The organism is Actinophytocola sp. (assembly GCF_035634895.1).
Taxonomy (GTDB): Bacteria; Actinomycetota; Actinomycetes; order Mycobacteriales; family Pseudonocardiaceae; genus Actinophytocola.
Genome location: NZ_DASQCC010000161.1, coordinates 40,456 through 67,375, shown reverse-complemented (window position 1 = coordinate 67,375; position 26,920 = coordinate 40,456). Strand labels below are relative to the sequence as shown.

Genomic DNA, 26,920 nt, shown 5'->3' with positions numbered 1-26,920 from the left:
CAACGCGAAGCGAAGCCGGGGCGGAGCGAGGCGGCGAGGCGGCGGAGCGGGGCCGGTCGCGAAGTCCGGTTCTGGTTCGGCCGCCCAAAAGCACCCAGGAGGGCCCGGGAAGGCTCAGTTCTCCTGCGGTTGGGCAAGGGGCCGGTAGTCGAGGTCGTAGCCGAAGTAACGCGGCCCCACGAGCCGCAGCCCGGCCGGCGTGGTCCACCGGGGATCGGTGGGGATGCCGAGCACCGTGACCCGGTTGCCGTAACGCATGGTCTCGGTCGTGACGGGTTCGCCGGTGTCGGTCTCCAGGACGCAGATCAGGTCCGGCGTCGTGGCCACCGGGTCGCCGTCGCGTTCGGCGAGCAGGTACTCGTTCTGGAAGGACAGGCGCAACTCCGTCCCCGTGCCCGCGATGGTCGCCGTCCCCCGTGCGAAGCCGCCCGTCGTCGCCCGGTGCACGTCCACCACCTTTCCCGTCGCCAGGCGGACGCCCTCGACCAGTGCGGCCACCGCGTCCGCCGGGTCGGTGTGCGCGGCTCGCGCCGTCCGCACCGCCGCGCCCAGTCGCTGCGCCAGCGTGATCGTGCCGGCCACCAGGCCGTCGGGGAGCTGCGCCCCCGTCATCATCGTGTCCGCCGTGAACACCGAGCACCCGGTGGCGACGCACGCCGCACGCGCTATCCGCTCCGCCCACAGGTTCGACGCCGTCCGGAGCACCATCGTGTTGCCCTTGTCGTCGGCCACCGCCATCGGGCTGGTCGGGATGCCGGCCAGTGTCGGCAGCACCATCTGTGCCTCGGGGAACGCGCGTCCCATCGCGTCGCCGTCGACGACCGGCAGTCCGGTCTCCGCGGCCAGTGCGAGCGGGATCAGCGAGTTCATCCCGCCGATCTCGATCGGCACCACGTGGGTCGCCGCGACCCCCGTCGCGTCCTCGAGCGCGCGCAGCGCGGTCAGTGTCTCGGTGCCGTTGGGCAGTTTCTCCTGGCTCACGGTCGGTGCGCCGAGCATCGCGACCGGCACGACCACCGCGTCCGGTGGAACCTCCTCGATCGTCACGACGGTGACCGGGCCGTGTCGGGTGATCGCCGCCTCGGCCAGGAGTTTGCCCAGATACGGGTCGCCGCCGCCGCCGGTGCCCAGGATGCCCGCGCCGCGGGCGATGTCGTCGACATCCGAAAACCCGATCTCACGCACGGGGCACTCCCACCGGAACCCGGTCCAGATCCAGGTCGCCGACTGCCTTCACCCGTACCCGGGTCGCGCCGCCCGGCAGGTACGCGAGCGGCACCTCGTCGATCTCCACGATCTCGACGCTGCCCGGCCGGGCGCCGGCCGACTCCGCGCGGGCGATCGCCTCCGCCCTCGCCTCGGCCAGCACGGCGGCGCGGGTGTCGTCCGACACCCGGACGACCCGGTCCAGCTCACCGCCGACCTTCGCGATCGCCGCGCCGATCGCGTTCGCGACGTCCGCGTGGGCCGGGCGCCGCACGTCGGGCAGGCCGGGCAACACATCCGGCAGTACTACGCTGCCGCCGCCGACCAGCACGACCGGCAGGGGCTCCGGGGACACCCGCATCCGGTCCACCGCGTCGGCGATCCGCTCGTTCACCTCGGCCAGCACCGCCCGCGCCCGCGTGTCGTCGAAGCGCCGGACCAGGGCGGTGGTCGTGCCGACCCGGGCCAGCCCGGCGGCGACGGCGACGTCGGTCAGCGTGAGGGTGTCACCGCCGAACACCAGCGCGTTCGTGTCGATCCGGTAGCCGACGCTGTCGGGGCCGACCGTGGTCCGCTCGCCGTCGGAGAAGTGGCGGACCCGGCTGCCGCCGCCGATGCCCAGCGACAGCACGTCGGGCATGCGCCAGTTCGTGCGGATGCCCGCGATGTCGGTGATCGCGGGCGCCTCGCGGGGAAAGCCGCCGGCGAGGATGCCGACGTCGGTCGTGGTGCCGCCGACGTCGATCACCGCGCAGTCGGCCACGCCGGACAGGAAACCGGCGCCGCGCATGGAGTTCGTCGGGCCGGACGCGAACGTGGCGGCCGGGAACCGGCGGCAGTGCTCGATGTCCATCAGCGTGCCGTCGTTCTGGCTCAGCAGCAGGGGAGCGGTGATGCCGGCCTCGGCAAGGGCGGCGGTCAGCGCGTCGGCCAGCCGGTCGGCCAGGTCGACCAGCGCCGCGTTGAGGACCGTGGCGTTCTCCCTTTCCAGCAGCCCGATCCGCCCGAACTCGTGGGAGCACGACACCCGCAGCCCGGGCACCTCGGCACGCAGGATCTCCGCCGCCTCCTGTTCCATGGCGCCGTTCACCGGCGCGAACACCGAGGACACCGCGACCGAGCGGACACCAGCCGCGGCCAGCCCGCCCGCGATGCGGCGTAGTTCCGCCGGCTCCAAGGAGGACAGTTCGCTGCCGTCGTACTCGTAGCCGCCGCGGCACAGGTGGACCCGGTCGCCGACGGCCGTGCGTAATCGGTCCGGCCAACCGGTCAGCGGGGGAAGCGCGGCCGTCGCCGGCAACCCGAGGCGGATCACCGCGGTCGGCGTCAGGTCGCGTGCCTGGACGACGGCGTTCGTGAAGTGGGTGGTGCCGATCATCACCGCGGTGATCTCGTCCGGGTGGAACCCCGCCGGCGCGTCCCGCAGCAGCGCGCCGATGGCGGTGACCACGCCGGCGGTGACGTCACTGGTCGTCGGCGTCTTCACCGCGGCCACCACCCGCACCTCCTCGGCCCGCCGGCCGGCCACCAGGACGGCGTCGGTGTTGGTGCCGCCCACGTCGATGCCGACGCGCATCAGGAGGTCGCCTCCGCGACGGGCAGCTCTCGCGTGCCACGCACCAGGCCGGCCTTGCCCGCGGCCACGTACGCGACGCCCGCCACCGCGAGGGAGGTGAGGGCGGGGATGCCGAACTGCACGTGCTCGGTCCACCAGCCGAGCACCGCGGCCCCGGCCCAGATCACCAGCGTTGCCGGCACCCAGCCCGGCTCGGTCGCCGGCAGTCGCCCGGCGGCGCGGGCCTCGTCGAGTGCCGGGCGCCAGCGGCGCACGACGAAGTACTCGGCGACCATGATGCCGGCGATCGGTGGCATCGCGACGCCGAGCACGGTGAGGAAGTCGGCGAACCGGTCCAGGATGCCCGCCGCGGAGAGCGCCGTCCCGACCACGCCGATCGCGACGGTCGCCACCACCCGGTTGAGCCGCAGACCGAACAGGGTGGACAGGGTGTTGACGAACCCGAGCGAGGAGCTGTACAGGTTCCAGTCGTTGATCTTCACGGTGGCCGACACGAGGATGATGATCCCCAGTACGCCGGACGTGGCCGCGAAGATCTGCACCACGTCGGCCTCCCTGATCGCGTAGGCGAGGAGCACGCCGATCAGGCCGAGCACGTACTGGCCCAGGGTGATCGAGACGACCGTCTGCTTCACGACGTCGGAAGAGCTGCGGTTGAACCGGGTCATGTCGGGGGTGAGCACCGCGCCGGCGATGTAGGAGCCGGCCACGATCGTCGCGCCGGTGGCGATGGACATGGGCTCGCCGAACGGTTGCGTGCCGAGCAGGTCGCCGAAGCTGTGCTTGGTGAACTCGCCGATCACCGACCAGCCGGCCAGCAGCAGGAACGCCGGGACGGTGACGTAGGCGACCCAGGCCATCCAGCGGAAGCCGTAGACCACGAGTGCGGTCACCACGAGCCCGGTCACGATCGACCAGACCCACACGGGCACGCCGTTCATCAGGGTGTGCAGGCCCTCGGCGAAGATCGCGTTCTGGATGCCGAACCAGCCGACGAGGCTGATCGCGACGACGAGTCCGATCAGGGCGGAGCCGAACCGGCCGAAGCCGGTCCAGCGCGCGAGGACCGAGGTGGACAGTCCTTCCCGGACACCCGCGATGCCGGCGAAGATCGCGACCAGCTCGAGGATCACCGAGCCGAGGGTCAGCGACCAGAACGCGCCCCAGAATGACATCCCGGCGCCGAGCGTGGCGCCGAGCAGGAAGACGGTCAGGTCCGACAGCTGCCCGAACCGTTGTACGGCAACGGTCCACCACGCGTAGCGCGCGCGGTCCGGCACACGTTCGAGCGCGTAGTCGTCTGCCCCCAGCATCAGGTCGGTTCCCTTCGGTGTTGGACGGGGTTCGGCGGAGTGCGTCTCGGGAGGTCGGTCATCGTGTCGCCACACGCCGGGTGCCCGGGTCGCCGGCGACCGTGGCGACGCCCGGGCGGGGTGGTCCCTCCGCGCGGGCCCGCAACGCCACCGCCGGCTCGGACAGGTAGCTCAGCGGCGTCTCCTCGATGAGCTTCGTCCTGGCCCGCTGGGGATCCGCGCCCGCCCGCACCGCCGCGGCGCGGGCCGTCTCGCTGACCGCCTCGCGGATCGAGCGCATCGATTCCTCGGCCCCGCGTACCGGCATGATCCGCTCGGCCTCGCCGCCGACCGGCGCCGTCGCCACCCCGACCGCCGCCGCGGCCGAGGCCCACGGTGGGCACCGCACGCCAAGCGTGCCCGTGAGCCGCAACGGCAGCGCGGTCGCCAGGTCCTCCGCACCGGGACCGCCCAGCAGCAGCGGCAGGTCTCCCGGCGCGATCTTGGCGCGGTCGACGGCCTCGGTCATCGCGCGGACGTCGACCGTGGTGGGCTCCGCCGCCCGTACCGGCACCCGCGCGATGACCCGCAGGCTGGTGGGCACCCCGGCGATCGTCGTGTGCCCGGCGGTCAGCCTCGGCTGCCCGGCCGTGACCGCGCAGACCGCGTGCACGACACCGCATCCGTTGGTCAGCGCCACCAACGCGTCCTGCTCGCCCGCGAGGCGCGCGGCACCGCGGACCGTCGCCGCGGCCGAGCCGCCGTACAGCGCCAGCGGGTGCGTCGCCGCGTGGTCGATCGCCGCGATCGTCCCGTCGTTGCGGGCGAAGAACACCTCGGCGTGCCCGAGATCGTGCTGTACCAGCATGTCCTGCAGCTTCGCGGCGTCCCGGCCCGCCGGCAGGGTCAGCGCCGCCTGGAGCACGGTGGCGTTCTCCCGTTCCAGCAGCCCGTTGCCGCCGATCTCGTGCGACAGCACGAGCGGCACGCCGCCGAGCTCCCGCTCCAGGATCGCCGCCGCGGCCAGCTCGTGGTCGGGGGTGAGGGTGGCGAAGACGCCGGTGACCGCGACGGCCTTCACCCGGCCGGCGACCGACCGCGCGAAGTCGGTCAGCGCGTCCTCGTCCAGGGGTTCGAGCTCGGTCCCGTCCAACCGGGCGCCGCCCGCGACGGTCGTGCTGGCCAGTACGACCTGGTCGCGGAAGTCCCGTGGCCACAACGCGAGCGGCGGCACCGCGGTGGTCGCCGCGCCGAGCCGGAGGACCGCGATCGGGCCGAGCACGTCGCTCCACGGGTGGTGGTCCGCGCTGGCCTGCTGCGGGAAGACCACGTACTTGTCGAGCTCGCTGATGGCGAACGCGACGCGGTCGATCTTCCGCACGGCGCCGCCGTTCGCGAGGAACGAGTACAGCACCGCGGTCACCGCCCCGTCGGGCGTCGGGCAGCCGTCCAGGCGGTGGGTGGTGACCGCGACGATGTCGCCGTCGGCGTCCGCGAGCGCGCCGGAGACGTGGTCGCCGTCCAGGGCGATCCCGAGGCGGTAGCTGTGGTCAGGCATGGTCCACCGTCAGCGGGGTGTAGTCGAGGGCGAGGCCGAAGGCCCGTGGCCCGACGAGCTCGAGTGCGGCGGGGGAGCGCCACAGCGGCGGGCTGGGCAGGGCCAGCACCACCACGCGGAGCCCGTAGCGCAGCTCCTGCACCGGCACCGGTTCCCCGCTGTGCACGTCGAACACGGTGATGATGTCCGGGACCGTGGCGCGCAGCTCGCCGTCCTCGAGCACCGCGTGGTACTCGTGCCCGGCCTCCAGCCGCAGCCAGCGGCCCTCGTCGCGGTTGACGCCCTCCAGCAGCGCCGTGCGGCGGGAGTTGGTGGCCACCGTCGCCGTCGCCACGTTCTTCACCGGCTGCACCCGGGTGACCCGGCACTCCGCGAGCCGGACCCCCTCGAACTCCTCGGCGAGCCGGTCGACCGCGGCCGTCGTGGACGACCCGGCACGCGCGCACTCGTCGAGGACGCGGCCGATGCTCGTCGCCGTGCTGATCGTCCCGTGGACCACGGCGCCGGCGGCCTGGCCGACGGTCATCACGTACTCGCTGGTCACCGCGCGGTCGCCGAACGCGCTCGTTACCTGGCGTGCCAGGCGTTCCAGCCACTCGCCGGACTCGGCACGCACCATGACCACGCGGTCGTGCTCGTCGGCGAGCACCGACGGGCTCGCGGTGATGCCGGCGACCTGCATGGCGACCTGCTCCACACCGGGAAACGCGCGGCCCATGCCGTCGGCGTCCAGCAGCGGCAGGCCGGCGTGGGCGGCGAGGGCCACCGAGCCGGGGCCGTTGTACCCGCCCACCTCGGTGCACATCAGGGCCGCGACCCTGCGGCCGAAGTGCTCCTCCACCTGGCGGCGGATGCCGACCGACTCGCGGCCGGTGCCGATGCGCTCGACGGACACGTCCGGGGCGCCGAGGTGCGCGCAGGGCATGACCAGCTCGTCCTCCGGCAGGTCGGACAGCTCGACCACCCGCACCGGACCGTGCTCGGCCACCGCGTGTAACGCCAGCGGCAACGACTGGCCGGCCGGGCCTCCGCCGCCGGCGCCGAGCACGTCGCAGCCGCGGGCGAACGCCGCGAGGTTGTCCTGGTCGAACCGCATTCGGCCAGCCTAGTAGGCTGGTCACACAGCGTGGTTAGCTTCGCACAACAGGAATTGGGTCGTGTTTATCGCGCAGCCACAAACGGTGGAGCAGGCGGGGTCGGCGACTGTTCATGAGCTCCTGTCCGCGCCCGACCTGTCCGCGCTCACCCTCCTCGCCGGGGACGGGAACCGGATCGTGCGGTCGGTACGCGTCGTCGCCGAGCAGCGTGAGCTGCGCGAGCTGACCACCGGCGAGCTGGCGGTCTTGCTGCCGAAGGCGTTCATCGAGGGGCACCTGTTCGACGTGGCGCTCCGCGACACCGCGGCCACCGGCGCCGCGGCCGTCGTGCTGACCGGCGTCGACACCGGCGCGGTCGAGCCGACCGCGCTGCGGATCGCGAACCGGTACGGGCTCGCGCTGCTCAGCGCGTCGACCGGCGATGAGCCGACCCGGCTGGTGATCGCCGTGGCGCGGGTGCTGGGCGGCGACGCGAGCACCGCGCTGGCGCGCGTCGACACCGCCCGCCGGCTGATCGCGGAGGCGTCGACCGCCGACGCGATCCTGGTCGCGGCGGCGGAGGCGCTGGCCACCGACGTCGCGGTCCGGGCGCCCGACAAGGCCGAACCCGCGGCCGCCGTCGAGGTGGACGGGGTCGTCGACGGCTATGTCACCGCGGGTGTGCCCGCCCGGGTGCCGGGGGCGTGGGCCGTCGCGGCACACGTGGTGGTGCGGCTGGCGGCGGACGCGTACGCGCGGGCCGTCGCGGAGAGCCGAAGAACCGAGCTGGCCCCGATTCACGACCGGGGCCGGCTGTTGGGCGAGCTGCTGCTCGCGTCGGAGGCCGAGCGGCATCCGCTGGTGGCGCGGGCGAGGGCGCTCGGCGTCGCGGTGGACGGGTGGCACCAGGTGCTGCGGTTCGAGCTGTCGTCGTCGCGGGGCGGGGCGGTGGGGACCGACCAGCTGGACGCGGTGGGCAACACCGCGCTCGACGCCGCGCGCCGCGAGGAGGCCGGGGACGACCGCTGGCACGGCACCCGCATCGGCGGTGACGTCCTGCTGGTCCACACGATGAGCACCAACCCAGGGCGGACGGCCGCGCGCACGGCTCGCCAGGCCGCGACCGCGGCGCTACAGGCGGCGAGGGAACGGTTTCCCGGCCTGTTGATCCGGTGCGGCATCGGCGGCGCGCACCGGCGGGCCGAGGGGTTGCGGACCTCCGCCACCGACGCGCGGGCCGCGCTCGCCGCGACCCGCCAGTCCGTGCCCGCGCGGGACATCATCGCGATCGACGCGCTGGGCCTGAACCCGATGCTGGTCGAGTGGTACGCGTCCGACACCACCCGCGCGTCCGTCGACGACCTCCTGGCGCCGCTGGCGGAGCTGGGCGCGCAGGCGGCCGAGGACGCGATCCGCACCCTGCAGTCCTACCTCGACCACCAGAGCTCACCGGCGAAGGCGGCGAAGGCGCTGAACGTCCATCCGCAGACGATCACCTACCGGCTGCGGAAGATCACCACGCTGCTGCAGGTGGATCTCAACGAGCCGGAACAGCGGCTCGCCCTGCAGTTGGCCTGCCGGGCCTGGTTGATGCGCTGACGGCGCGGGTCGGGCCCGGCGAACTGCCGTATGCCGGCCGCCGCGGAGATGCGGCCGTCACACGGGTAGGTCGCGGACGCGGATGGGCGTCGTGTGGTTCCCCAGTGCCGTCAGGCTCACCTGCCCCAGGCCGGCCGTCGCGGCGTCGGCCGACCACACCGCCAGGGCGATCGTGTTGACGCCCTGGTGCCGCAGGATGCCCTGCGGCAACGTGAACACCCGCTGCGGCCCCAGGTCGTTCACGTACTGGCCCACCTGCCAGCCGTTGACGAAGATCAGCACGCGGTAGTGCCTGGCCGGATCGTCCGTGAACCGCAGCCCCACCGGGACGTCCTGGCCCCTCGGCAGGTCCAGCCGCACCGTGGTCCGGTACCACGCGACTCCCGGCGCCACGTCCTGGTGCGGCAACGTGACGGCCGACCACCCCCGCGGCCGGAACCCGGGCAGCGGGTAACCCACGCGCTCACCGTGCAGGCCACCGAAGTTCAGCGGACCCCGCAGCCGGTCGTCGCGACCACCCTGGATCCGCCACGTCAGCGTGGTCGCCGTGCCGTCCGCCGCGGTCAGGCTCGCCGCCAGCAGGCCTCGTGGTGCCTTGTGGTTGTCGTTGCTCCCACCGTTCTCGTTGTGCCCCATGTCGCGCACGAGCACGGACACCACGTTGTCGCTGCCCGGCCGGAGCAGCCCGGCCGGCACGGTGAACGTGCGCGACGAGTTCTGGTTGCCGCTCGCCGTCCCCGTCGCCACGGTGCCGAGGCCGACCCCGTTCACCCACACCGACCACACCCCCGCCCGGCCGGTGCCCGCGGTCAGCGCGAGCGCCGACTCCGCGCCCGTCGCCGTGAAATGCCCGCGGTACCAGACATCCCCGTGGTGGAAGCCGTAGTCGTCGGTGTACAGCACGGGAAGCGTCGCCGGCCGCGCCGGGTTGTCCGTCGTCGTGTGGTCGGCCGCCACCCAGCGGGCATCGTCGAACGCCGGGTCGGCCTCCGGGACGTCCCGGGTGTACCGCCAACCGGTCAGCGACGGCAGCGTCACCCGGGCGGGACCCGGCACCCAGCCCCGGACCCGCTCGCCGTTCCAGTACACCGCCCGCACCCGCCGTGGCGCGAACACCTCCAGTGGACCGGCGGTGGACGCGTCGCCCCGCAGCCGCAGCGTCGAGCCCCGGGACTCCGCGGACCGCACCAGGTACGGGCCGCGGGCCAGGATGGGTCCGTCCTGTGTGTCCACCCGCCAGAACGTCGACGCGGTGTCGCTGTCGGCGAGCAGCAGCTCCAGCGGGGGCCGCCCGCCGCCGTGTACCCGCACCCGCGCCAGTCCATTGTGGACATAGCCGAGCCGGAGGTCGCCGTCCGACCACGTGGCCGTCACGTCGCCGGACACGACCTCCACCCGCGGCTGGGTGTCGTACCGCAGCACCGTCTCACCCGGCTCGCCCGCGCGGCCGTGCAGCAGCGCCACGTCCCGGTCGCCGAGGTCCACCTGCGCCATGATCTCCGACGTCGAGTACACGAGCCGCTGGCGCGCCAGGTCGTAGCCGGCCGCCAGGATCTTGAAGTCCCGCCCGTTCAACGCGACCGTCGGCGTGTACGGCGTGCCGTCGACGGCGAACGTCGTCGACACGGGCGCGGCCGACGTCGGGTCCTGGTGGCGCACGAAGTAGAACCGCGCGCCGGTGTCCGGGTTCCGCTTCACCCACACCCGGACCGCCGGGTCCGTCCCGGCCTGCTGCCCGAGGTCGTCGGTCCTGCGGAGGTCCTCGACCGACGCCAGCAGGTAAGCCTGCTGCTTGAGCACCGCCACCTTGTCGGTCGGCACCCGCTGCTCGTCGAACGCCGCGCCGTAGTCGTAGGACGTGTAGACCACGTTCGGGTCGGCCTGCCAGCCCCAGTTCGTGCCCCCGTAGGCCATGTAGACGTTGTGCACGGTGAACTGGTTCTCGATGTTGTTGTCGTAGAACATCCGCTCGAACGCCGGTCCGGTCATCGCCCGGCAGCGCTCGTAACCCGGGCCGCCCCACGGGTCGAACGCGCCGCCCTGGAACTCACCCCAGATGAACGGCCGGTCGCCGACGCCGGGGCGCAGGAAACGGTAGTCGGTCACGACCGGGAACGACGTGCGGTTGCAGTCGAAGCCCGCCGGGTAGGTGTCGGTGCCGTACAGCTCCGGCGCGCCGGCGCCGCTGGCCCACCGCAGGTTGCGGCCCTTGTCGTTGTGGAACAACGGAACCGTGATCCCGTCGGCCCTCGCGGCCGCCATCAGCTCGGCCATGTACACCGCGTCGGGGCCGTCGTACTCGTTCTCGATCTGGTACAGCACGACCGATCCGCCGCCGTCGGTCAGCTGGTGGCGCCGGATCACCGCGTCGACGTGGTCGTACCACTCCTCCCACGCCGCCTCGTAGTCGTCGGCGTTGGTCCGCGCCCTGCCGCGCTGCGTGGTCAGCCACGCCGGGAACCCGCCGGCGTCGGCCTCGGCGTTGATGTACGGGCCCGGCCGTGCGATCACGTAGAGCCCGACGTCCTCGGCGATGTCCAGCAGGCGGCCGACATCGCGGACGCCGGTGAAGTCGTACACACCGGGGGCGGGGGAGTGGTAGCCCCAGCTGAAGTACAGCGACACCGCGTTGAAGCCCGTGGCCTTCAGCTTCTCCAGCTGGTCGCGCCACAGGTCCTGGCTGGGCAGCCGGAAGTAGTGGAACTCGGCCGACCACAACCACTCCCGGTGCCCGTCGATCATCAGCGAGTACCGGTCGTAGGTGACGGTGTGGTGCCGCGGCGGTGCGGTGGCGGCGGCCGGGCCAGGGGCCGCCGGCAGTGTCGCCGCGATGACGGTGACGAGTGCGGCGAACACCCGCACCGTATGTTCCCGGCGCCGGCCGCCGGCGGGGCCCGGGGTCGTCGCCAGCACGGTGAGTCCGGACAGCGCGACCGCGGCCACGGTGAACGAGAGCAGGGCGTTCACGGCACTTTCCCTTCGTCGGGAGCGCTCCCGAACCTAGCGAAGCCGGCGAGGGCGGACCACCCCCCGCGAACGGCGTGGCGCGGGCATAGTGTGAGGCCGGCTGGCGATCGACACGGGAGGCGACCTTCGGGATGAGTGACGCGATCAGGGCGGAGACGGTCACGATGGCCGGGCACGGCGGGGACGAGATCGAGGCATACCTGGCCCGGCCGCTGGACGGCGGCCCACGGGGCGGCGTGGTCGTGATCCACCACATGCCCGGCTACGACGCGGCCACCAAGGAGATGGTCCGCACGTTCGCGGTCCACGGCTACGCGGCCATCTGCCCGAACCTGTACGCGCGGGAGGCTCCGGGCGCGAGCCCGGACGACGCGGCGGCGTTCGTGCGGGCCAGCGGCGGCGTGCCGGACGAGCGGCTCGTCGGTGACGTCGACGGCGCCGCGACCCACCTCAGGTCCCTCGACGGCGCGAACGGCAAGGTCGGCGTGATCGGGCACTGCTCGGGCGGCCGGCACGCGTACCTGGCCGCTTGCTCGCTGCGGCTGGACGCGGCGGTGGACTGCTACGGCGCGTTCATCGTCGAGAACGCCCCGGAGGGCATGCCGAAGGCCATGCAGCCGATCCTGCACCTCGCGCCGGGGCTGTCGTGCCCGCTGCTCGGCCTGTTCGGCAAGGAGGACAGGTACCCGGGCCCGGAGCAGGTGGCCAGGCTCGACGACGAGCTGACCCGGCTCGGCAAGCCCCACGAGTTCCACAGCTACGACAACGCCGGCCACGCGTTCTTCGCCGTCGACCGGCCCAGCTACCGGCCCGAGGCCGCGACGGACGGCTGGCAGAAGATCTGGGACTTCTTCGGCCGCACACTGAACTGAGGAGCAGCCATGTGCACCTACCAGACCGAGCGGATCGAGATCGACGGCAGCGGCAAGGGCGCCACCGGCTGGTTCGGGCTCACGAACGCGCAGGTGTACGTCGACCACCCGGTGCACGCGCAGTACGCGCACACCGTGAACATCGACTTCACCAACCCGGCCGCGGGCCCGGCGGCCCGGGTCGCGGTCGAGCTCACCGAGGAGGCCGCCCGCGCGCTGGCGGCGGCCATCAACGCGGCCCTCGCCGCGGCGCCACCCGGGCTGGCGTCGGCCACCCAGTAGCAGCCCCGGCCACCACGAGCCTCGACGACCCCCCGGACGACCTCGCCGGGGGGTCGTCGAACGTCGTGACGACGACACCGCCGCGGCCCCGATGCGCGAACACCGCGACACCGTTGTGGCGGCTCGTGAAGGCCTGGCGCGTCATGACGCCGTGCCCCGCACGCCACGGCGGCGGGTGGTCCGACACCCTGTGTGGCCGCGTCGTGACGGCGCGCCCCGGTCGCCGATGCGCTCGCCGCCCGGGCGTCACAGACCGCCCGAGATCTGCGATAACACGAACGTCTCGCGCCGGCACCGGTAACGCGTCAGACGTGTGCGGACGGGAAGAACTCGTAATTGTCCCCTGTGGACTCAACCGCCGGTGGTGATCACTGCCGGTGAGATTTCCCGTGCGCACCGGGACTAAAAGTCACTGGAATACGCCGGATTGGACGGTGTTTCGTACAGTTGACTACCGGTTGATACTCCGTTCCGCCCCATGCCGTTGGGTAGGAGGAGGTATTCGAAGAAAATCGGCCCACGTGCGTGGCGCTGCCGCCGAAATCATTAGCGAACGGTAGGCCAAACGGGTGTGTCGGCGCGTCAGATCGTGCCACCAAAGGGGCAGGACAGCAGGTCAAAGGCATGATCAACGATGTGACGGGTAGCTGGTCAGACCGTGGGTAACCGGACAATCACGTTAAGCATCGTTTACTTTTCGCCTTCTCACCCCGGGGGATCTGAAGTACAGTCGCCATCGCCGTCGACGAAAGTCGCCCGACGGCGACCCGGCGCTGAGTCCCCTCAGGGGGAATTTGCGCTGCACATTTCTGGTTGGGAGGTGACCGCGATTACGGCCACTGAACCGCGGCAGACCGGCGTATCGGAATGGGTCGACGAGGTATTGCTGACGGGTGCGGACAATGACGTCTGTTTACACCTGTCGACTGGCCCGATTGCCCGATCCGCACTACGCCGCATGGTCGGGGAGAAGCAGGAGACGCTGGTCGCCGCCGGACTGCGGCCGGGCGGCTGCGCGGCCCTGAACCTCCCGCCGTCGCTCGCCTACGTCGCCAACCTGCTCGCCGTCTGGCGTATCGGCGCCCAGGCCGTCCTGCTCGACCACCGGCTCACCTCCTACGAGGTCGACGCCGCACTCGAACGGCTCGGCGTGCAGGTGCTGGTCGCCACCGGCAGCACAAAGGGCAGTCCCCTCAACGTCTTCCACGACGTCACCGAGACGGTCACCGCCCGGAAGGGCAGACCCGCGGCCACCTCGCATGCCGTCCTTCAGCTCAGCTCCGGTTCGACCGGACCGTCCAAGGTGATCGGTCGAACGGCCGCCGACCTCGTCGCCGAGGTCGAGCGGTACACCCGGATCGACGGGGTGCCACTGAGCGGCGAGCGGATCATCCTGCTGCCCTCCATGGTCCACGTCCTCGGTCTGGTCGGCGGGCTCCTGTACGGGCTGCACGCGGGCGTCGAGCTGGTGCCGCCGCGGCGGCTCACCGGCGACAGCATCCTCGAGGCGGTCGCCGCGGGCAGCGCGCCCGCCACCGTGCTCGGCGTCCCCTTCCATATCGGACTGCTCAACTCCGTCGCCGACCCGCCGAAGCTCCCGCAGCTGAAACGGATGACCACCGGCGGCGAGCTCGTGCCCACCGCCGTCTCCTCGGCCTTCGACCAGAAGTACGGCGTGCCGCTGGGAAACATGTGGGGCATGACCGAACTCGGTGTCATCGCGACCGACCTGTTCGGCGAACACCGGCCCGCGGTGGCCCCCGCGCCGGGCATCGAGGTCCGCGAGGTGGCCGGAGAGCTACTGATCCGCCGCGCGGAGTCACCGTACGTCGGACTGTCCGACCCGGCCAGGTGGGCGGACGGCTGGCTGCACACGAAGGACGCCGGCCGGGTCGACCCGGACACAGGCCTCGTCACCGTGCTCGGCAGGCTCGACTCGCAGGTGTCGGTCGGCGGCCTCAAGGTGGACCTCACCGAGGTGGAGCACACCCTCACCGAGCTACCCGGCGTCGCGGCCGCGGTTGTGTTGTATGACAAGGAGATCACCGCCTTCGTGCAGCTGACCGGTGACGCCACGGGGGAGTCCGTGGAGGCCTCGCTCGCCGAGCGCGTCGCGGGCTACAAGCGGCCGAGGACCATGCACTTCCTGACCGCGCTGCCGCGTACCACGACCGGCAAACTGGTCCGCGATCGGACTGTGCTCCGCGACACAGTCCAATGAAGCCCTTACGCAACAGTGGTTTGCGACGAGTACCAAGTGACAGTGGAAGGTGAGAGATGGATGCTGCTGAGGTCCGTGAGTTCGTGCTGGAGACCCTCCAGGAGATGAACTACGACATCGAGGGTATCGACGACGACAGCACGTTGGGCCCGGCGGGTGTCGACCTGGAGTCGTTGGCCATGGCCGAGTTGGCCGTGCGCGTGGAGGACAAGTTCGACGTGCGGTTCGGCGAGGAGGAATCCGAGGAGCTCGCACTGATGACCGTCGGGGAGTTCGCCAGGACAGTGGCGGACCGGGTCGTGAACGTGGCCGGTGCGGGACAGGCTGGATGATTGAGAAACCCGCTGTGGCAAGGGAAGACGTCGTGTCCATGCTCGCGAGCCTCGGGGACCGGGCGGCCGGCGAGATCGGCGACCGGATCGACTCGATGCAGCTCGCATGGCTCATGCACCAGGTGGAACAACGCTACGGCGTGGAGATCGATCTGAACGACGGGCAGTACGCCCGGATGAGCACAGTGGACGGTGCGGTCGAGGTGCTGTGCGAGACCATCGGGGCGGCCGCACATGACTGAACCCCCGTTACGTGCCGGGATCACCGGCCTGGCAGTGGTCAGCGCACTCGGGAGAGGAGCGCAGGCACAGCTCGCCGACGCTCCCGCCTTCGGTCCGGTACGCCGGTTCGACGTGAGCGCGCGCAGGGTGGCGACCGCGGCGACCCTCGCCGACGCGGGCACCCTGGCCGACGAGCTGTCCGGCGTGATCGCCGGCGCGTGCACGGGACTCAGTGCGTTGGAACGTGCCAATACCCCACTGCTGCTGGGAATCCACGGTCACCCCGACGCCGGCCGGTCGGCGGCCGCGACCACGGCCGGGTTTGCCGCGAACCTGGCCGCCAGGGCCGGACTCGCCGGGGTGGCGAGGATCTACACCTGCGCGTGCGTCTCCGGCAGCACCGCCGTCGCGGACGCCGCCGCCGCGATCCGCGCGGGACGTTCCGGCCGGGTCGTGGTGGCGGCCGGCTATCTCGTGGAACCCGACCAGTTCGCCCTCTTCGACGCCGGCCGGGCACTCGCCACCGACGGGGCCGCCCGGCCGTTCAGCGCCGGCCGGAGCGGGCTGCTGCTGGGTGACGCCGTGTCGGCCGTCGTGCTCGAACCCGTTGGCACACGGGAGGTGGCGGCGGAGGTCGTCGGCTGGGGCCGCGCCGGCGACGCCCACCACGTCGTCCGGCCCGACCCGAACGGGCGGGGCCTGGCGCGGGCGGTCGGCGACGCGTTGCGCCGCGCCGGGATCGGCCCGGACGAGCTGGGTTACGTCAACGCCAACGCGAGCGGCGCCGACGGCGACTCGGCCGAGGCCGCGGCGCTGCGCGGTGCCCTCGACGGCCACCGGGTGCCGGTCAGCTCGACGAAGTCCGTGCACGGGCACGGACTCGAGGGATCGGGCCTGCTCGAGCTGGTCGTCACCGTCCTCGCCGTGCGGGCCGGCAAGCTGCCGGTCAACCACGGACACCTGGGCGCCGACCCGGACTGCGACCTGGACCTGATCCTCGACGCACCCCGGCCGGCCACCAGCCCCTACGCGCTGACCGTCAACGCCGCGTTCGGCGGCGCCGACACGGCCCTGCTCGTGAAGGCGGTCTCATGAGCGTCGTCCACGGAACGAGACCAACAGCACCAGGGGGCGACGTGCGGACCCTCGCCGAGGCGGTCATGCCACCGGGGACGGTGCCACCGCCGCTGCCGGGGTTCGTGGTGTCCTCGTTCAGCCCACTGGCCGCGGCCGCCGCCGAACGGTGTCTCGCGACCCGGCACGGGAACCCGCCGGCGCTCACGAGGACGGCGATCGTCCTCGTGAGCGGCAGCGGCGACGCGGGGATGGCCGAGCACGTCGCGCACCTCGTCGACGGCGGCCTCCGGCTCGGTCCGCTGCTGTTCTTCCAGGCCGTGCCCAACAGTGTCGCCGGGCACGTGGCCGCCCGCTGGGGCCTGCGCGGCCCCGTGGTCTGCCTGTGCCCGACAGGAGACCCGAAAGCCGACGGACTGGCCCAGGCTCGGCTGCTGGTCGACGACGGCGACGCCGACGAGGTTCTCGTCGTCCTCGTGGAGCAGACCGGCGCGGGGGACTCCGCGCACGCCCTGCTGGTCACCAAAGGAGACTCACCATGAACGCAAGGGGCCTGCGCGCCGTGCTGGCCGCCGACCCGGACATCGGCGCGGGCAACGTGCTGAGCAGGGTGCTCGCGCACGGCGCGGACCCCGCCGGTCCCGGGCTGATCTTCGACACCGAGGTCGACGGCCACCCCGCCGAGTACGAGCTCACCCTCGGCGAGCTGGACACCATGGTCGACGCCCGCGCCGCCTGGCTGCACGCCCGCGGCATCCGCCGGCGCGACCCGGTGGCCGTGTGGGCGACCGCCGCGGCGGACACGGTCCTGAGCTTCCTCGCCCTGACCCGCATCGGCGCGATTCCCGCGCTGATGAACGGAAAGATGACCCCGGACATCGCCGCCGAGTTCATCCGCAGGCTGCGGGCCAGGGGCGTGCTGGCCGACGCCGCGCACACCGCGCTGCTGGCCGGCCACGACCTCGGCACGGAGCTTCTCGGCCAGCCGGCCGAGCTCGCGTCGGGCGACCCGGCCGCCGCGCCGCCGCACTACCGCCACCACCAGGACGACCCGGTCGTCATCACCCACACCTCCGGCACCACCGGCGTGCCGAAGGCCGTGCTGCACCTGCATCGCACCCTCTTCGCCTCACAGCGCCACCTGCTGTCGATGCCACAGGCGCAGGGCACCAACCGCGTGCTCAACGCACTGCCCATCCCGCACACCGCGACCGTGCTCATGGTCAGCCAGATCCTCTGCAACCGCGGCAAGATGCTCTGTCTGTCCCAACAGGACGGTCCGACCGTGCTGGCCGCGATCGAACGCTGGCGACCGGAGGCGGTGTACGGGTTCGCCGTCACCTGGGCGGATCTCGCGCGGTTCGACCTGTCCACCCGGGACGTGGGATCGGTGCGGATGTGGTTCAACACCGGCGACTGCGCGCACGAGGCCCACATCCGGCGACTGGTCGCGGTCGGCTCACGCGAGACCGTCACCCGCGAGGGGCGCGTCCGCATCACCGGCTCGCACTTCGTCGACGGGCTCGGCTCGTCGGAGATGGGGCACAACGGTTTCCACGTCACCCACACCCCCGACAGCGACCACTACGGGCGCCGGATCGGCCGGCCCTACAAGTTCGCCGAGGTCGCGGTCCTCGACGAGGACGGCGAAGCGCAGCCCCCGGGCATCGTCGGCAGGCTCGGGTTCCGGTCGCCGACGCTCTCGCCCGGCTACTGGAACGACTCGGTCACCACGTTCCGGTCACGCCTCGCCGGCTGGTTCCTCACCGGCGACCTCGTGTACCGCGACGAGGACGGGAACTTCTACCACGTGGACCGCGACCCGGACGCGCTCGTCGGCGACGGCTTCTACACGGCGCTGTCCGAGGAGCGGGTTCTCGCGGCCTGCGCGGACGTCCTCGACTGCACGGTCGTGATCGTGCCCGAGGACGGGCGGATCGTCACCGACGTGCTGCTGGAGCTGACATCCGACGCCGACCCGGACACCGACCGCACCGAGACCGTCCGCGCCGCGCTCGGCGAGCGGGTCGGCGCCACGCTCGACCGCGTGGTCGCCGTGCGGCAGGAGGACATCCCGCTCACGGTGACCGGCAAGGTACGCAAGTTCCTGCTGCGGCAGCAACATCTGAGCAAGGAACCGGCATGACCGCGGCCGTCACGGGCATCGGGCTGCTGACGCCGGTCGGCAGGGGAGCGGCGGAGGTCTTCCACGCCCTGTGCGTCGGCAAGTCCGGCCTCTCCCTGCCGCCGGAAGGACATCCGGCCGCGGCGTCCGTGGACGTGGGCGGCTTCGTGCCGAACGTCGACCCACGCACCGTGGTGCCCGGCCCGGCCGCCACGGTGGTCGACAAGACCGTGGTGCTGGCGCTGCTGACCGCCGCGGACGCGCTCGCCGACGCCGGCATCGAGGTCGGCCGGGACGTCGACCCGCACCGCGTCGGCGTGATCGTCGGCGGCGTCGGCGGCATGGCCATGCTGGAGACCCAGGTGCTCGCCCGCGGCGGCCGCGGCCGGACCGCGGTGAGCCCGTACCTGCTCACCGGCGTCCTGCCGAACATGCCCGCGGCCAGGATCGCCATCACCCACGGGATCCGCGGCTACAGCTCCAGCCACGGCACGGCGTGCGCGTCCGGCGCGCAGTCGATCGCCGACGGGCTGCGGCTGATCCGCTCCGGCGACGCGGACGTCGTGGTGTGCGGGGCGAGCGAGGCGCCGCTGTTCCCGACGTTCGCGGACACGTTCGGCAACGCGCGGGCACTCGCGCGGCGCTGGGCGGACCCGACCGCCGCGAGCCGCCCCTTCGACACGCGGCGCAACGGGTTCGTGCTCGCCGAGGGCGCCGGCATGCTGGTGCTGGAACGCGTCGAGCACGCCAACGCCCGTGGTGCCGCGGCGTACGCCGACGTGACCGGCTGGGGCGCCACCACCGACGCGCACCACCCGACCACGCCGCGGCCCGACGGCGCGGGCGCGGTCGAGTGCATGCGCAGGGCACTCGCCAGCGCGGGGCTCACGCCCGGCGACATCGGCTACGTCAACGCACACGGCACGTCCACCAAGCTCGGTGACATCGCCGAGACCGCGGCGCTCGCGGGCGTGTTCGGCGCGGACGGCCCGCCGCTCAGCTCCACCAAGGCGCTGACCGGCCACATGCTCGGCACGTCCGGCGTGGTCGAGGCGGCGGCCAGCGCGCTCGCCGTGGCCCACGGTGTGCTGCCACCCACCTACAACCTCGACGAGGTGGACCCGGCGTGTCCGGGCGCCCACATAAGGACCTCCCCTCTGGAGCGGGAGATCGAGCACGCGCTGTCGAACTCCTTCGGCTTCGGCGGGCAGAACGTGAGTCTGGTGCTGAGCAAGGCAAGCACCGACAGGAAGCGGAACGGTTAGACACCCGAGCGGAGCTTGCGGAGCGGAAATAGTCATGAATCTCTCAGGGATAGACCACATCGAGTTGTACGTCGGGGACGCACGGCAGGCCGCGTTCTACTACTGCACGGCCTTCGGGTTCCGCCTCCAGGGACAGGGCGGCCCCGAGACCGGGCTCAAGGGACAGCGGTCGCTGCTGCTGAGCCAGGGCGACATCAGGATGGTGCTCACCTCGCCACTGAGCGCCGACCACCCGGCCGCGGAGTTCCTGCGCAGGCACGGCGACGGCGTCGCGGTGATCGCGGTGGAGGTCGACGACGCCGAGGGGGCGTACGAGGAACTGGTGCACCGCGGCGCGACGCCGGTGTCCGCGCCGGTCAGGTACACCGAGGCCGACGCGTCCGTGACCACCGCGGAGGTGGGCGGGTTCGCCGACGTCGCCCACCGCCTGGTGCAGCGCAGCGGCCCGCGGACCGAGTTCCTCCCCGGCGTGTTCCGGATGTCCGATGTGGACGTCCCGGCCGACGGCGAGGCGTTGCGGATCATCGACCACTTCGCGGTGTGCGTGCCGGCCGGTACGCTCGACGAGACGGTGCGGCACTACGAGGACGTGTTCGGGTTCGCGCAGATCTTCGAGGAGTACATCGAGGTCGGCGAGCAGGGCATGTACTCCAAGGTCGTGCAGAGCCCGTCGAAGCTCGTCACGCTCACGCTGATCGAGCCGGACACGAAGCGCCAGCGCGGGCAGATCGACGACTTCCTCGCCTGGCACGGCGGCGCGGGCGTGCAGCACATCGCGTTCAGCACCGAGGGCATCACCGGCACGGTGGCCGCGCTCACCGCGCGTGGCGTGCGGTTCGCGAACACGCCGGACAGCTACTACAACGCGCTGGCCGAGCGGGTGACCAACCTCGCGGTGCCGGCGGAGGAGCTGCGCGCGGCCGGCGTGCTGCTCGACCGCGACCACTGGGGTCAGCTGCTCCAGATCTTCACCGAGTCGATGCACGTCCGCAGGACCCTGTTCCTGGAGATCATCGAGCGCCGGGGCGCGCTCACCTTCGGCAGCGGCAACATCAGGGCGTTGTACGAGGCCAAGAACCGCGAGCTGACGGGCGTCTGAGGAGGAGACCGGTGACCACGACCGAGGAGTTCACACTGTCCGAAGAGGACAGTGTGCTGCTGCCGTCCGACGAGGACGTCGAGTTCTACGCCGAGCACGGCTGGTACCTGACCAAGAAGCTGTTCACCGACGAGGAGGTCGACGGCCTGGTCGCGGCCAGCGAGGAGTACTACGCTGGCGAGCGCTCGCGCCTGCTCCCGGTGCGGCCGCCCCGGCTGGCGTACTGGACGCCGGATCAGGGCAACGTGCAGCGGCACAACGACTACGTGCACTACGAGAGCGACCCGCTGGCGAGCCTACTGCTCAAGCCGATCATCGGCGCGGTGGCCGCGCGGCTGGCGCGGGCGAACGAGATCCGGGTGTTCCAGTCGACGCTCATCTACAAGCCGCCGATCGTGGGCCTGCCGTCCAACATCGTGCCGTGGCACTTCGACAAACACTACTGGGCGAGCTCGTCGTCGCAGAACATGCTGACCGCGTTCATCCCGTTTCACGACTGCTCCGAGGAAATGGGTACGATCACCATGGTGGACGGCAGTCACCGGTGGGCCGAGGTCGGTGCCGACGACAGCACGACCCGCCATTTCGCCGAACGGGACCGCTCGCAGCTGGAGCAGATGCTCACCGAGAACGCCGCGCACAACGGCGTCGGGGTGCGCAAGGTCCCTATGGTGATTCCCAAGGGGCACATGAGCTTCCATCACTGCAAGACCTACCACGGCAGCGGTGCCAACGTGAGCGCGCGGCCCCGGCGCGCGGTCTCGCTGCATTTGCAGGACGGCGCGAACGAGTTTCGCCAGTTCCCGTTGTCCGACGGTAGTCTCGCGTTCTACAATCATGACAGCCTCGTCCGAAAAACTTCGGACGGTCGCCCGGACTATTCGGATCCGGATTACTGCCCAATTCTGTGGCGCGACTGAGGAGCGCAATAATTGTCCAGATATGACTGGGGTCAGACGCACCCCGGAATCGAACGCCTCGAGAAGGCCGTCACCGAGGCCAGGAACCAGGTCGTCCAGCATCCGCTGTACGCCAACCTGGACACCCACGAGGCCATCGTCACGTTCATGGAGCACCACGTCTTCGCCGTGTGGGACTTCATGTCGCTGCTGAAGTCGTTGCAGCGCAACCTCACCTGCGTCACCGTGCCGTGGATCCCGACGGGCCCGACCGGCAGCAGGCGGCTCATCAACGACATCGTGATGGTCGAGGAGTCCGACGAGCTCGGCGACGGCTTCATCAGCCACTTCGAGCTCTACGTCAACGGCATGCGTGCCGCGGGCGCCGACACCTCGGCCATCGACAAGCTCATCGACCTGCTGCGTGACGGCGCCAAGGTGAAGGACGCGCTCGTGGCGGCGAACGTGCCGGCGGCGTCGGTGCGGTTCGCCGGCACCACCTGGGACATCATCGAGAAGCTGCCGGTGCACAGCCAGGCCGCGGCGTTCGCGTTCGGCCGGGAGGACCTGATCCCGGACATGTTCACCCAGGTCGTCGCCGTCAACGAGCGCAGCGGCAAGCTCGACGTGTTCATCGACTACCTGGAACGCCACATCGAGGTCGACGGCGAGCAGCACACCCCGATGGCGATGCAGATGGTCACCGACCTGTGCGGCGACGACGAGCAGAAGTGGCAGGACTGCGCCGAGACGGTCAACACCGCCCTCGCCGCCCGCGCCGCGCTGTGGGACGACATCCTCACCGCCATCAAGAACCGCTCGCACGGATGACGACGTCCGTGGCGGAGACGACGGTGGCCGGCGGGTTCGCGCGGCGCAAGCTGCTCGGCATCCTGTCGAGCAGCTGGGTCGCGCAGTGCTGCTACGCCGTGGCGAAGCTCGGCGTGCCGGACCTGCTGGCCGACGGGCCGTGCTCGGTGGACGAGCTCGCGGAGCGGTGCGGGGCGAACCCCGACGCGCTCGCGCGGCTGCTGCGGGGCATGGCGTCGATCGGACTGTTCCGCAGGACCGCGCCGCGGACCTACGCGCTCACGTCGGTCACCGAGTACCTCCGCTCGGACGTGCCGCACTCGCTGCGGCAGATGGCCGTCCTCGACGGCGAGGAGGTGTTCCGGTCCTTCGCGGACATCCTGCACACCATGCGGACCGGAACACCCGCCTTCGACCAGATCTACGGCGAGGCGTTCTACGACTATCTCAACACCGAACACGGCGTCGCCGCCACCTTCGCCGAGGCGATGAACGCGAACCAGCTGCCGGCGACGCTCGGCGCCTGCGACCTCGCGGGCGTCGGCACGCTCGTGGACGTCGGGGGCGGCAGCGGCGGGCTGCTCACCGAGGTGCTGAGCACGCATCCGGCGATGCGTGGCGTGCTCCTCGAGCTGCCGGAAGCCGTGCGCCAGGCCGGCAAGAAGCTCGCCGAGGCGGGCCTCGGCGGCCGGGTGGAGATCGTCGAGGGCAGCTTCTTCGAGACGGTGCCCGCCGGTGGGGACGCCTACGTCCTGGCCCGGGTGCTGCACAACTGGGCCGACGAGAAGGCCCTGGCGATCCTGCGGCAGGTGCGCGCGGCGATGGCGCCGGGCGCACGGCTGATCGTGTTCGAGCAGCTGGTGCCCGAGGAGGACAGCGACCCGGACGCGGCGTCCGGGATGGTCGACCTGCTCATGCTGGTCCTGCTGGAGGGCCACGACCGGACCGAGGACCACTACCGAGGGCTGCTGGCCGAGGCCGGCTTCGTGCTCGAGACCGTGCACCGGGGCACCGGCCCCAACGCGGACAGCGCCCTCGTGGCGGTGGCGACGTGATCACCCAGGTGTCGCTCGGCGCGTTGCTCTCCAGACAGGGACGGCGCGACCCGAACCCGTTCTACGCCGAGCTGCACCGCCAGGGGCCGGTGTGCGTGCTGACCGACCCCGCCGAGAAGTTCGACGTCGTCGTCCACGGCTACGACGCCGTCCACGAGGCACTCCGCGACCCGGCCCTGCACGTCATGACCGGCGACTACCCCGACCGCCGCGGCAGCACCCGGTGGCGGGCCCACCCCGCGCTGCGTGTGCTCGTCAACTCCATCTTCTTCACCGAGGGCCCGGACCACGCCCGCGTCCGCCGCCTGTTCAGCCAGGCCTTCAGCGCCCGCCGCGTCGCCGCGCTCGAACCGGCCGTCGAGCGGATCGCCGACCGCCTGCTCGACCGGCTCGCCGAGCGAGGCGCGGGCGGCGCCCCGGTCGACCTGCTCGCGGAGTACGCCCTCCCGGTCCCCAGCGACGTCGTCGGCGAGCTGCTCGGCGTGCCGGAGGAGGACCGCGGCTGGTTCCCCGCACGGGTCCGCGCGTTCGGCGCCATCCTCGACCTCGGCGCGGGCGTCTGGCGGTACCAGCAGGCCGCCGACCTCGCCGCCGAGGAGCTCACCGGCTACTTCGCCGAGCTGGTCGCCAAGCGCCGCGAGCAACCCCGCGACGACCTCGTCAGCGCGCTCGCCGCCGCCGGCGACCTGCACGACGACGAGCTGGTCGCCAACCTGCTCACCATGTACAACGGCGGCTTCGTCACCACCACCCACCTCATCGGCAACGGCGTCCGGATCCTCCTCGACGACCCGGCCGAGAAGGCGCGGGTCCTCGCCGACCCCCTACGGGCGGAAGGCTTCGTCCAGGAGGTGCTCCGGTACGAGCCGCCCACGCACTTCTCCATCCGCTGGGCCGCGGACGACACCGAGATCGCCGGCACGAAGATCCCGCGGGACAGCCGCGTGCTCGTCCTGCTCGGCGCCGCCAACCGCGACCCGCACCGGTTCACCGACCCCGACAGCTTCGACCCCGCCCGCGACGAGGGCCAGCCCCTGTCCTTCGGCGCTGGCATCCACTACTGCCTCGGCGCCGTGCTCTCCAAGCTGGAGGGCCGCATCGCGCTGCCCCGGCTCCTGCGCCGCTTCCCGGACCTCGCGCTGGCGGGCGACCCCGGCGAGCGCACCACGCTGATGCTGCGCGGCTACGAGTCCCTCCCGGTGACCGTCTCATGACCACGACCCTGGCCGACGTCGCCGCCTACCTGCCCGAGCGCCGCGTGACGGTCGAGGATTTGGGGCCCTCCCTGGGTCTCACCCCGACCCAGGTCCGCGTGCTCCGGCGGTTCAACGGGCTCGGCGAGGTCCGCCGGCAGCGGCCGGGCGAGTCACTGGTCGACCTGCTCGAAGCGGCCACGCGAGCACTCCCGACCCTGCGGGGCCGCGAACACCTCGTCCGCTACGTCCTCCACGCGCGCGGTGTGCCGGTCGTGGCGCCCTACCCGGTCAACCCGGTGCACGAGCTGAAGGCACGGCTCGGCCTCGACAACGCGACGGCGTTCGCGGTCACGCACCACGCGTGCGCGTCCGCGCTGCTCGCCATCGACCTCGCCGGGCGGCTCGTCGGCCGCGACCGGGGCGCGCTGGCGCTGGTCGTGGCGGGGGAGCAGGTGTTCACGCAGGACGAGCGGCTCGCCCCCGACCACCGCGTGTTCGGCGAGGGCGCCGGCGCCTGCCTGGTCGCCGCGGACGGTCCCGGCGACAGGCTGCTGTCCTATGTGGCCGACCAGCGCGGCGACCTCGACCACTGGGGCACCGACGGGCTCGGCGCGATGGAACGGTTCGCCCAGGAGTACACCGAACTGCTCGGCGACGTGGTCCTCACCGCCGTCAAGCAGGCCGACCTGTCCGTCGAGGACCTCACGCTCGTGCTGCCGCACAACGTCAACGTGGTGTCGTGGCGACGGGTGTGCCGGCGGATCGGGCTGCCGGTCGACAAGGTGCTGCTCGACAACGTGCCGCTCGCCGGCCACACGCCGTCGGCGGACACCTTCATCAACCACGCGTCGGCCGTCGCGCTCGGCCGCCTCGCCCCCGGCGAGGTGTACCTGACCGCCGGCGCGGGATTCGGCGCCGTCTTCTCGGCGATGGTCTTCGAGCGCGGCGTCTTCGAACAGCACGGGAGCGGACACATGGCGACAACCGAACTACGCACCCGGGTCGCCGACACCCTCACCGTCCTGTTGGGACGGTTGCTCGGCCGGGATCTCCCGGACCTGTCCGAGAAGACCAGGCTGATGGACGAGCTCGGCCTCAGCTCCTCCAGGACCCTGGAGCTGCTGCTGACCCTCGAGGACGAGCTGGACCTCCAGGTCGACGTCGAGGAGATCGACCGCGACGACCTCGCCTCGCTCGGTTCGCTCGCCGACTTCGTGGTCGCCCACGCGGACGGCGCGTGATGACCGGCCTGACACTCCGGCGCGTGTCGCACCGCGTCACCGGCACCGACTCCGAGCTCGCCACGCACCTGGCGTTGCAGCCCTACCTCGCCGACCTCGCGGCCACCCACGGCCTGGCGTTGCGCGGGGAGCTGGTCGGCACCGGCCAGTCCTACGCGGAGCTGGCGCCGATCGAGGCGGTCACCTCGCCGGACGAGCCCGTCGACCTGCTCGTGTTCGCCTACGGCGTGCCCGACGTGCAGCCGGGCCGCAACATCGCGTTGCACCTGGCGTCCCGCTGCCCCGGCCGGCCGCTCGCGTTCGCGATCTGCGACCAGGGCCCGGCCGCCGCGTTCACCGCGCTGCGGCTGATCGCCGACCACCCGTGCGAGCGGGCGCTGCTCGTCGTCGCCGAGCAGGCGACCGTGCCCTACCCGCTCATCGCGCCGGCACCCGTGCCGGACCGGCACGCGGCGGTCGCGCTGCTGTTCGAGCGCGGTCCCGCGCCCGTGGAGGTCCGGACCCACGCGGCACTGCCGCCCGAGGCCGTCGCCGCCGTGCTCGCCGCGGACATCGCCGAGCTCTCCGGCGCGCACGAGGCGGTGACGCTCGTGCTCGGGTCCGGCATGGACGGTGGGCTGGACGGGCTGCGGGCCGTGCCCGGCCTGCCCTACACCGGGCTGTGGGCCCGCCTCGCCGACGTCGAACCCGGCCGGCTGCCGGTGTTCGCGGACTATGACCCGGCACTCGGCTACCTGTGCGTGGCCGCGTGCCCCTTGAGTGTCCATATCGGACAGATGGTGCTAGCGGAGAGGGGGTGAATGCACATGCGGATCGAGGACAAGCCGTTGGAGGACAAGCCGTTGGCGGACAAGCCGATGGACGACCGTCTGGCGGACAAGCCGGTGGCGGACAAGCCCTGAGGGTGATCGCGCACTAGGTGTGCGGGGACGCGTCAACCGTCCCCGCACACC

The 26,920-nt window shown here is 72.0% G+C and carries 23 protein-coding genes; 17 read left to right on the top strand and 6 right to left on the bottom strand.

The window, feature by feature from the left end; genetic code table 11:
• Positions 1 to 114 precede the first annotated feature (114 nt).
• From VET29_RS24450 to VET29_RS24430, 5 genes are read right to left on the bottom strand one after another with little or no spacing between them, the layout of a single operon-like run.
• Complete coding sequence (locus tag VET29_RS24450) at positions 115 to 1,185, bottom strand: DUF917 domain-containing protein (RefSeq protein WP_324924421.1); 1,071 nt, start codon at positions 1,183 to 1,185, stop codon at positions 115 to 117.
• The gene (locus VET29_RS24445) at positions 1,178 to 2,782 is read right to left on the bottom strand and encodes a hydantoinase/oxoprolinase family protein (protein ID WP_324924419.1); all 1,605 of its coding nucleotides are present in this window, start codon (positions 2,780 to 2,782) and stop codon (positions 1,178 to 1,180) included. The genes VET29_RS24450 and VET29_RS24445 overlap by 8 nt, the downstream gene beginning before the upstream one ends.
• Entirely contained in the window at positions 2,782 to 4,095 is a 1,314-nt protein-coding gene (locus VET29_RS24440) for a cytosine permease (protein WP_324924417.1), read from the bottom strand. Before VET29_RS24440 ends, VET29_RS24445 begins: the two co-directional genes overlap by 1 nt.
• Before the next feature lie 58 nt (positions 4,096 to 4,153).
• Entirely contained in the window at positions 4,154 to 5,632 is a 1,479-nt protein-coding gene (locus VET29_RS24435) for a hydantoinase/oxoprolinase N-terminal domain-containing protein (protein ID WP_324924415.1), read from the bottom strand.
• Entirely contained in the window at positions 5,625 to 6,728 is a 1,104-nt protein-coding gene (locus VET29_RS24430) for a DUF917 domain-containing protein (protein WP_324924413.1), read from the bottom strand. The genes VET29_RS24435 and VET29_RS24430 overlap by 8 nt, the downstream gene beginning before the upstream one ends.
• Before the next feature lie 61 nt (positions 6,729 to 6,789).
• Between VET29_RS24430 and VET29_RS24425 the strand changes: the two genes are divergently transcribed.
• A complete protein-coding gene (locus tag VET29_RS24425) occupies positions 6,790 to 8,307 on the top strand; it encodes a helix-turn-helix domain-containing protein (RefSeq protein WP_324924411.1) in 1,518 nt (505 codons plus the stop codon).
• A 57-nt stretch (positions 8,308 to 8,364) separates the two neighbouring features.
• Here the strand turns inward: VET29_RS24425 and VET29_RS24420 are convergent, their stop codons facing one another.
• The gene (locus VET29_RS24420; RefSeq protein ID WP_324924409.1) at positions 8,365 to 11,274 is read right to left on the bottom strand and encodes a beta-galactosidase; all 2,910 of its coding nucleotides are present in this window, start codon (positions 11,272 to 11,274) and stop codon (positions 8,365 to 8,367) included.
• 131 nt (positions 11,275 to 11,405) lie between these two features.
• On the opposite strand from VET29_RS24420, the gene VET29_RS24415 reads away from it, so the two are divergent.
• The 16 genes from VET29_RS24415 (at position 11,406) to VET29_RS24340 (ending at position 26,767) form a co-directional block, all read left to right on the top strand.
• Positions 11,406 to 12,146 carry a dienelactone hydrolase family protein gene (locus VET29_RS24415; protein WP_324924407.1) on the top strand — a complete coding sequence of 247 codons (741 nt, stop codon included), beginning with the start codon at positions 11,406 to 11,408 and terminating at the stop codon, positions 12,144 to 12,146.
• Positions 12,147 to 12,155: 9 nt separating this feature from the next.
• On the top strand, positions 12,156 to 12,428 hold the full coding sequence (locus tag VET29_RS24410; RefSeq protein WP_324924405.1) for a DUF6295 family protein: 273 nt from the start codon (positions 12,156 to 12,158) through the stop codon (positions 12,426 to 12,428).
• Positions 12,429 to 13,386: 958 nt separating this feature from the next.
• Positions 13,387 to 14,649 carry a class I adenylate-forming enzyme family protein gene (locus tag VET29_RS24405; protein WP_324924403.1) on the top strand — a complete coding sequence of 421 codons (1,263 nt, stop codon included), beginning with the start codon at positions 13,387 to 13,389 and terminating at the stop codon, positions 14,647 to 14,649.
• A 56-nt stretch (positions 14,650 to 14,705) separates the two neighbouring features.
• Positions 14,706 to 14,981 carry an acyl carrier protein gene (locus VET29_RS24400; RefSeq protein WP_324924401.1) on the top strand — a complete coding sequence of 92 codons (276 nt, stop codon included), beginning with the start codon at positions 14,706 to 14,708 and terminating at the stop codon, positions 14,979 to 14,981.
• Positions 14,982 to 14,995: 14 nt separating this feature from the next.
• Positions 14,996 to 15,223 (top strand): hypothetical protein, encoded by a 228-nt coding sequence (locus tag VET29_RS24395; RefSeq protein WP_324924399.1) that lies wholly within the window; start codon positions 14,996 to 14,998, stop codon positions 15,221 to 15,223.
• Positions 15,216 to 16,298 carry a beta-ketoacyl synthase N-terminal-like domain-containing protein gene (locus tag VET29_RS24390; protein WP_324924397.1) on the top strand — a complete coding sequence of 361 codons (1,083 nt, stop codon included), beginning with the start codon at positions 15,216 to 15,218 and terminating at the stop codon, positions 16,296 to 16,298. Before VET29_RS24395 ends, VET29_RS24390 begins: the two co-directional genes overlap by 8 nt.
• Positions 16,295 to 16,819 (top strand): hypothetical protein, encoded by a 525-nt coding sequence (locus VET29_RS24385; RefSeq protein ID WP_324924395.1) that lies wholly within the window; start codon positions 16,295 to 16,297, stop codon positions 16,817 to 16,819. The genes VET29_RS24390 and VET29_RS24385 overlap by 4 nt, the downstream gene beginning before the upstream one ends.
• A complete protein-coding gene (locus VET29_RS24380; protein ID WP_324924393.1) occupies positions 16,816 to 18,423 on the top strand; it encodes a class I adenylate-forming enzyme family protein in 1,608 nt (535 codons plus the stop codon). The genes VET29_RS24385 and VET29_RS24380 overlap by 4 nt, the downstream gene beginning before the upstream one ends.
• Complete coding sequence (locus tag VET29_RS24375; protein WP_324924391.1) at positions 18,420 to 19,667, top strand: beta-ketoacyl-[acyl-carrier-protein] synthase family protein; 1,248 nt, start codon at positions 18,420 to 18,422, stop codon at positions 19,665 to 19,667. Before VET29_RS24380 ends, VET29_RS24375 begins: the two co-directional genes overlap by 4 nt.
• Before the next feature lie 34 nt (positions 19,668 to 19,701).
• On the top strand, positions 19,702 to 20,766 hold the full coding sequence (hppD, locus tag VET29_RS24370; RefSeq protein ID WP_324924390.1) for a 4-hydroxyphenylpyruvate dioxygenase: 1,065 nt from the start codon (positions 19,702 to 19,704) through the stop codon (positions 20,764 to 20,766).
• 11 nt (positions 20,767 to 20,777) lie between these two features.
• Positions 20,778 to 21,686 carry a phytanoyl-CoA dioxygenase family protein gene (locus VET29_RS24365; protein WP_324924388.1) on the top strand — a complete coding sequence of 303 codons (909 nt, stop codon included), beginning with the start codon at positions 20,778 to 20,780 and terminating at the stop codon, positions 21,684 to 21,686.
• Between the two features lie 12 nt (positions 21,687 to 21,698).
• The gene (locus VET29_RS24360) at positions 21,699 to 22,496 is read left to right on the top strand and encodes a DUF3050 domain-containing protein (protein ID WP_324924386.1); all 798 of its coding nucleotides are present in this window, start codon (positions 21,699 to 21,701) and stop codon (positions 22,494 to 22,496) included.
• Entirely contained in the window at positions 22,493 to 23,530 is a 1,038-nt protein-coding gene (locus VET29_RS24355; RefSeq protein WP_324924384.1) for a methyltransferase, read from the top strand. Before VET29_RS24360 ends, VET29_RS24355 begins: the two co-directional genes overlap by 4 nt.
• Positions 23,527 to 24,744 (top strand): cytochrome P450, encoded by a 1,218-nt coding sequence (locus VET29_RS24350; protein WP_324924383.1) that lies wholly within the window; start codon positions 23,527 to 23,529, stop codon positions 24,742 to 24,744. Before VET29_RS24355 ends, VET29_RS24350 begins: the two co-directional genes overlap by 4 nt.
• Positions 24,741 to 25,967 (top strand): 3-oxoacyl-[acyl-carrier-protein] synthase III C-terminal domain-containing protein, encoded by a 1,227-nt coding sequence (locus VET29_RS24345; RefSeq protein ID WP_324924381.1) that lies wholly within the window; start codon positions 24,741 to 24,743, stop codon positions 25,965 to 25,967. Before VET29_RS24350 ends, VET29_RS24345 begins: the two co-directional genes overlap by 4 nt.
• Entirely contained in the window at positions 25,967 to 26,767 is an 801-nt protein-coding gene (locus VET29_RS24340) for a hypothetical protein (protein WP_324924379.1), read from the top strand. The genes VET29_RS24345 and VET29_RS24340 overlap by 1 nt, the downstream gene beginning before the upstream one ends.
• Positions 26,768 to 26,920 lie beyond the last annotated feature (153 nt).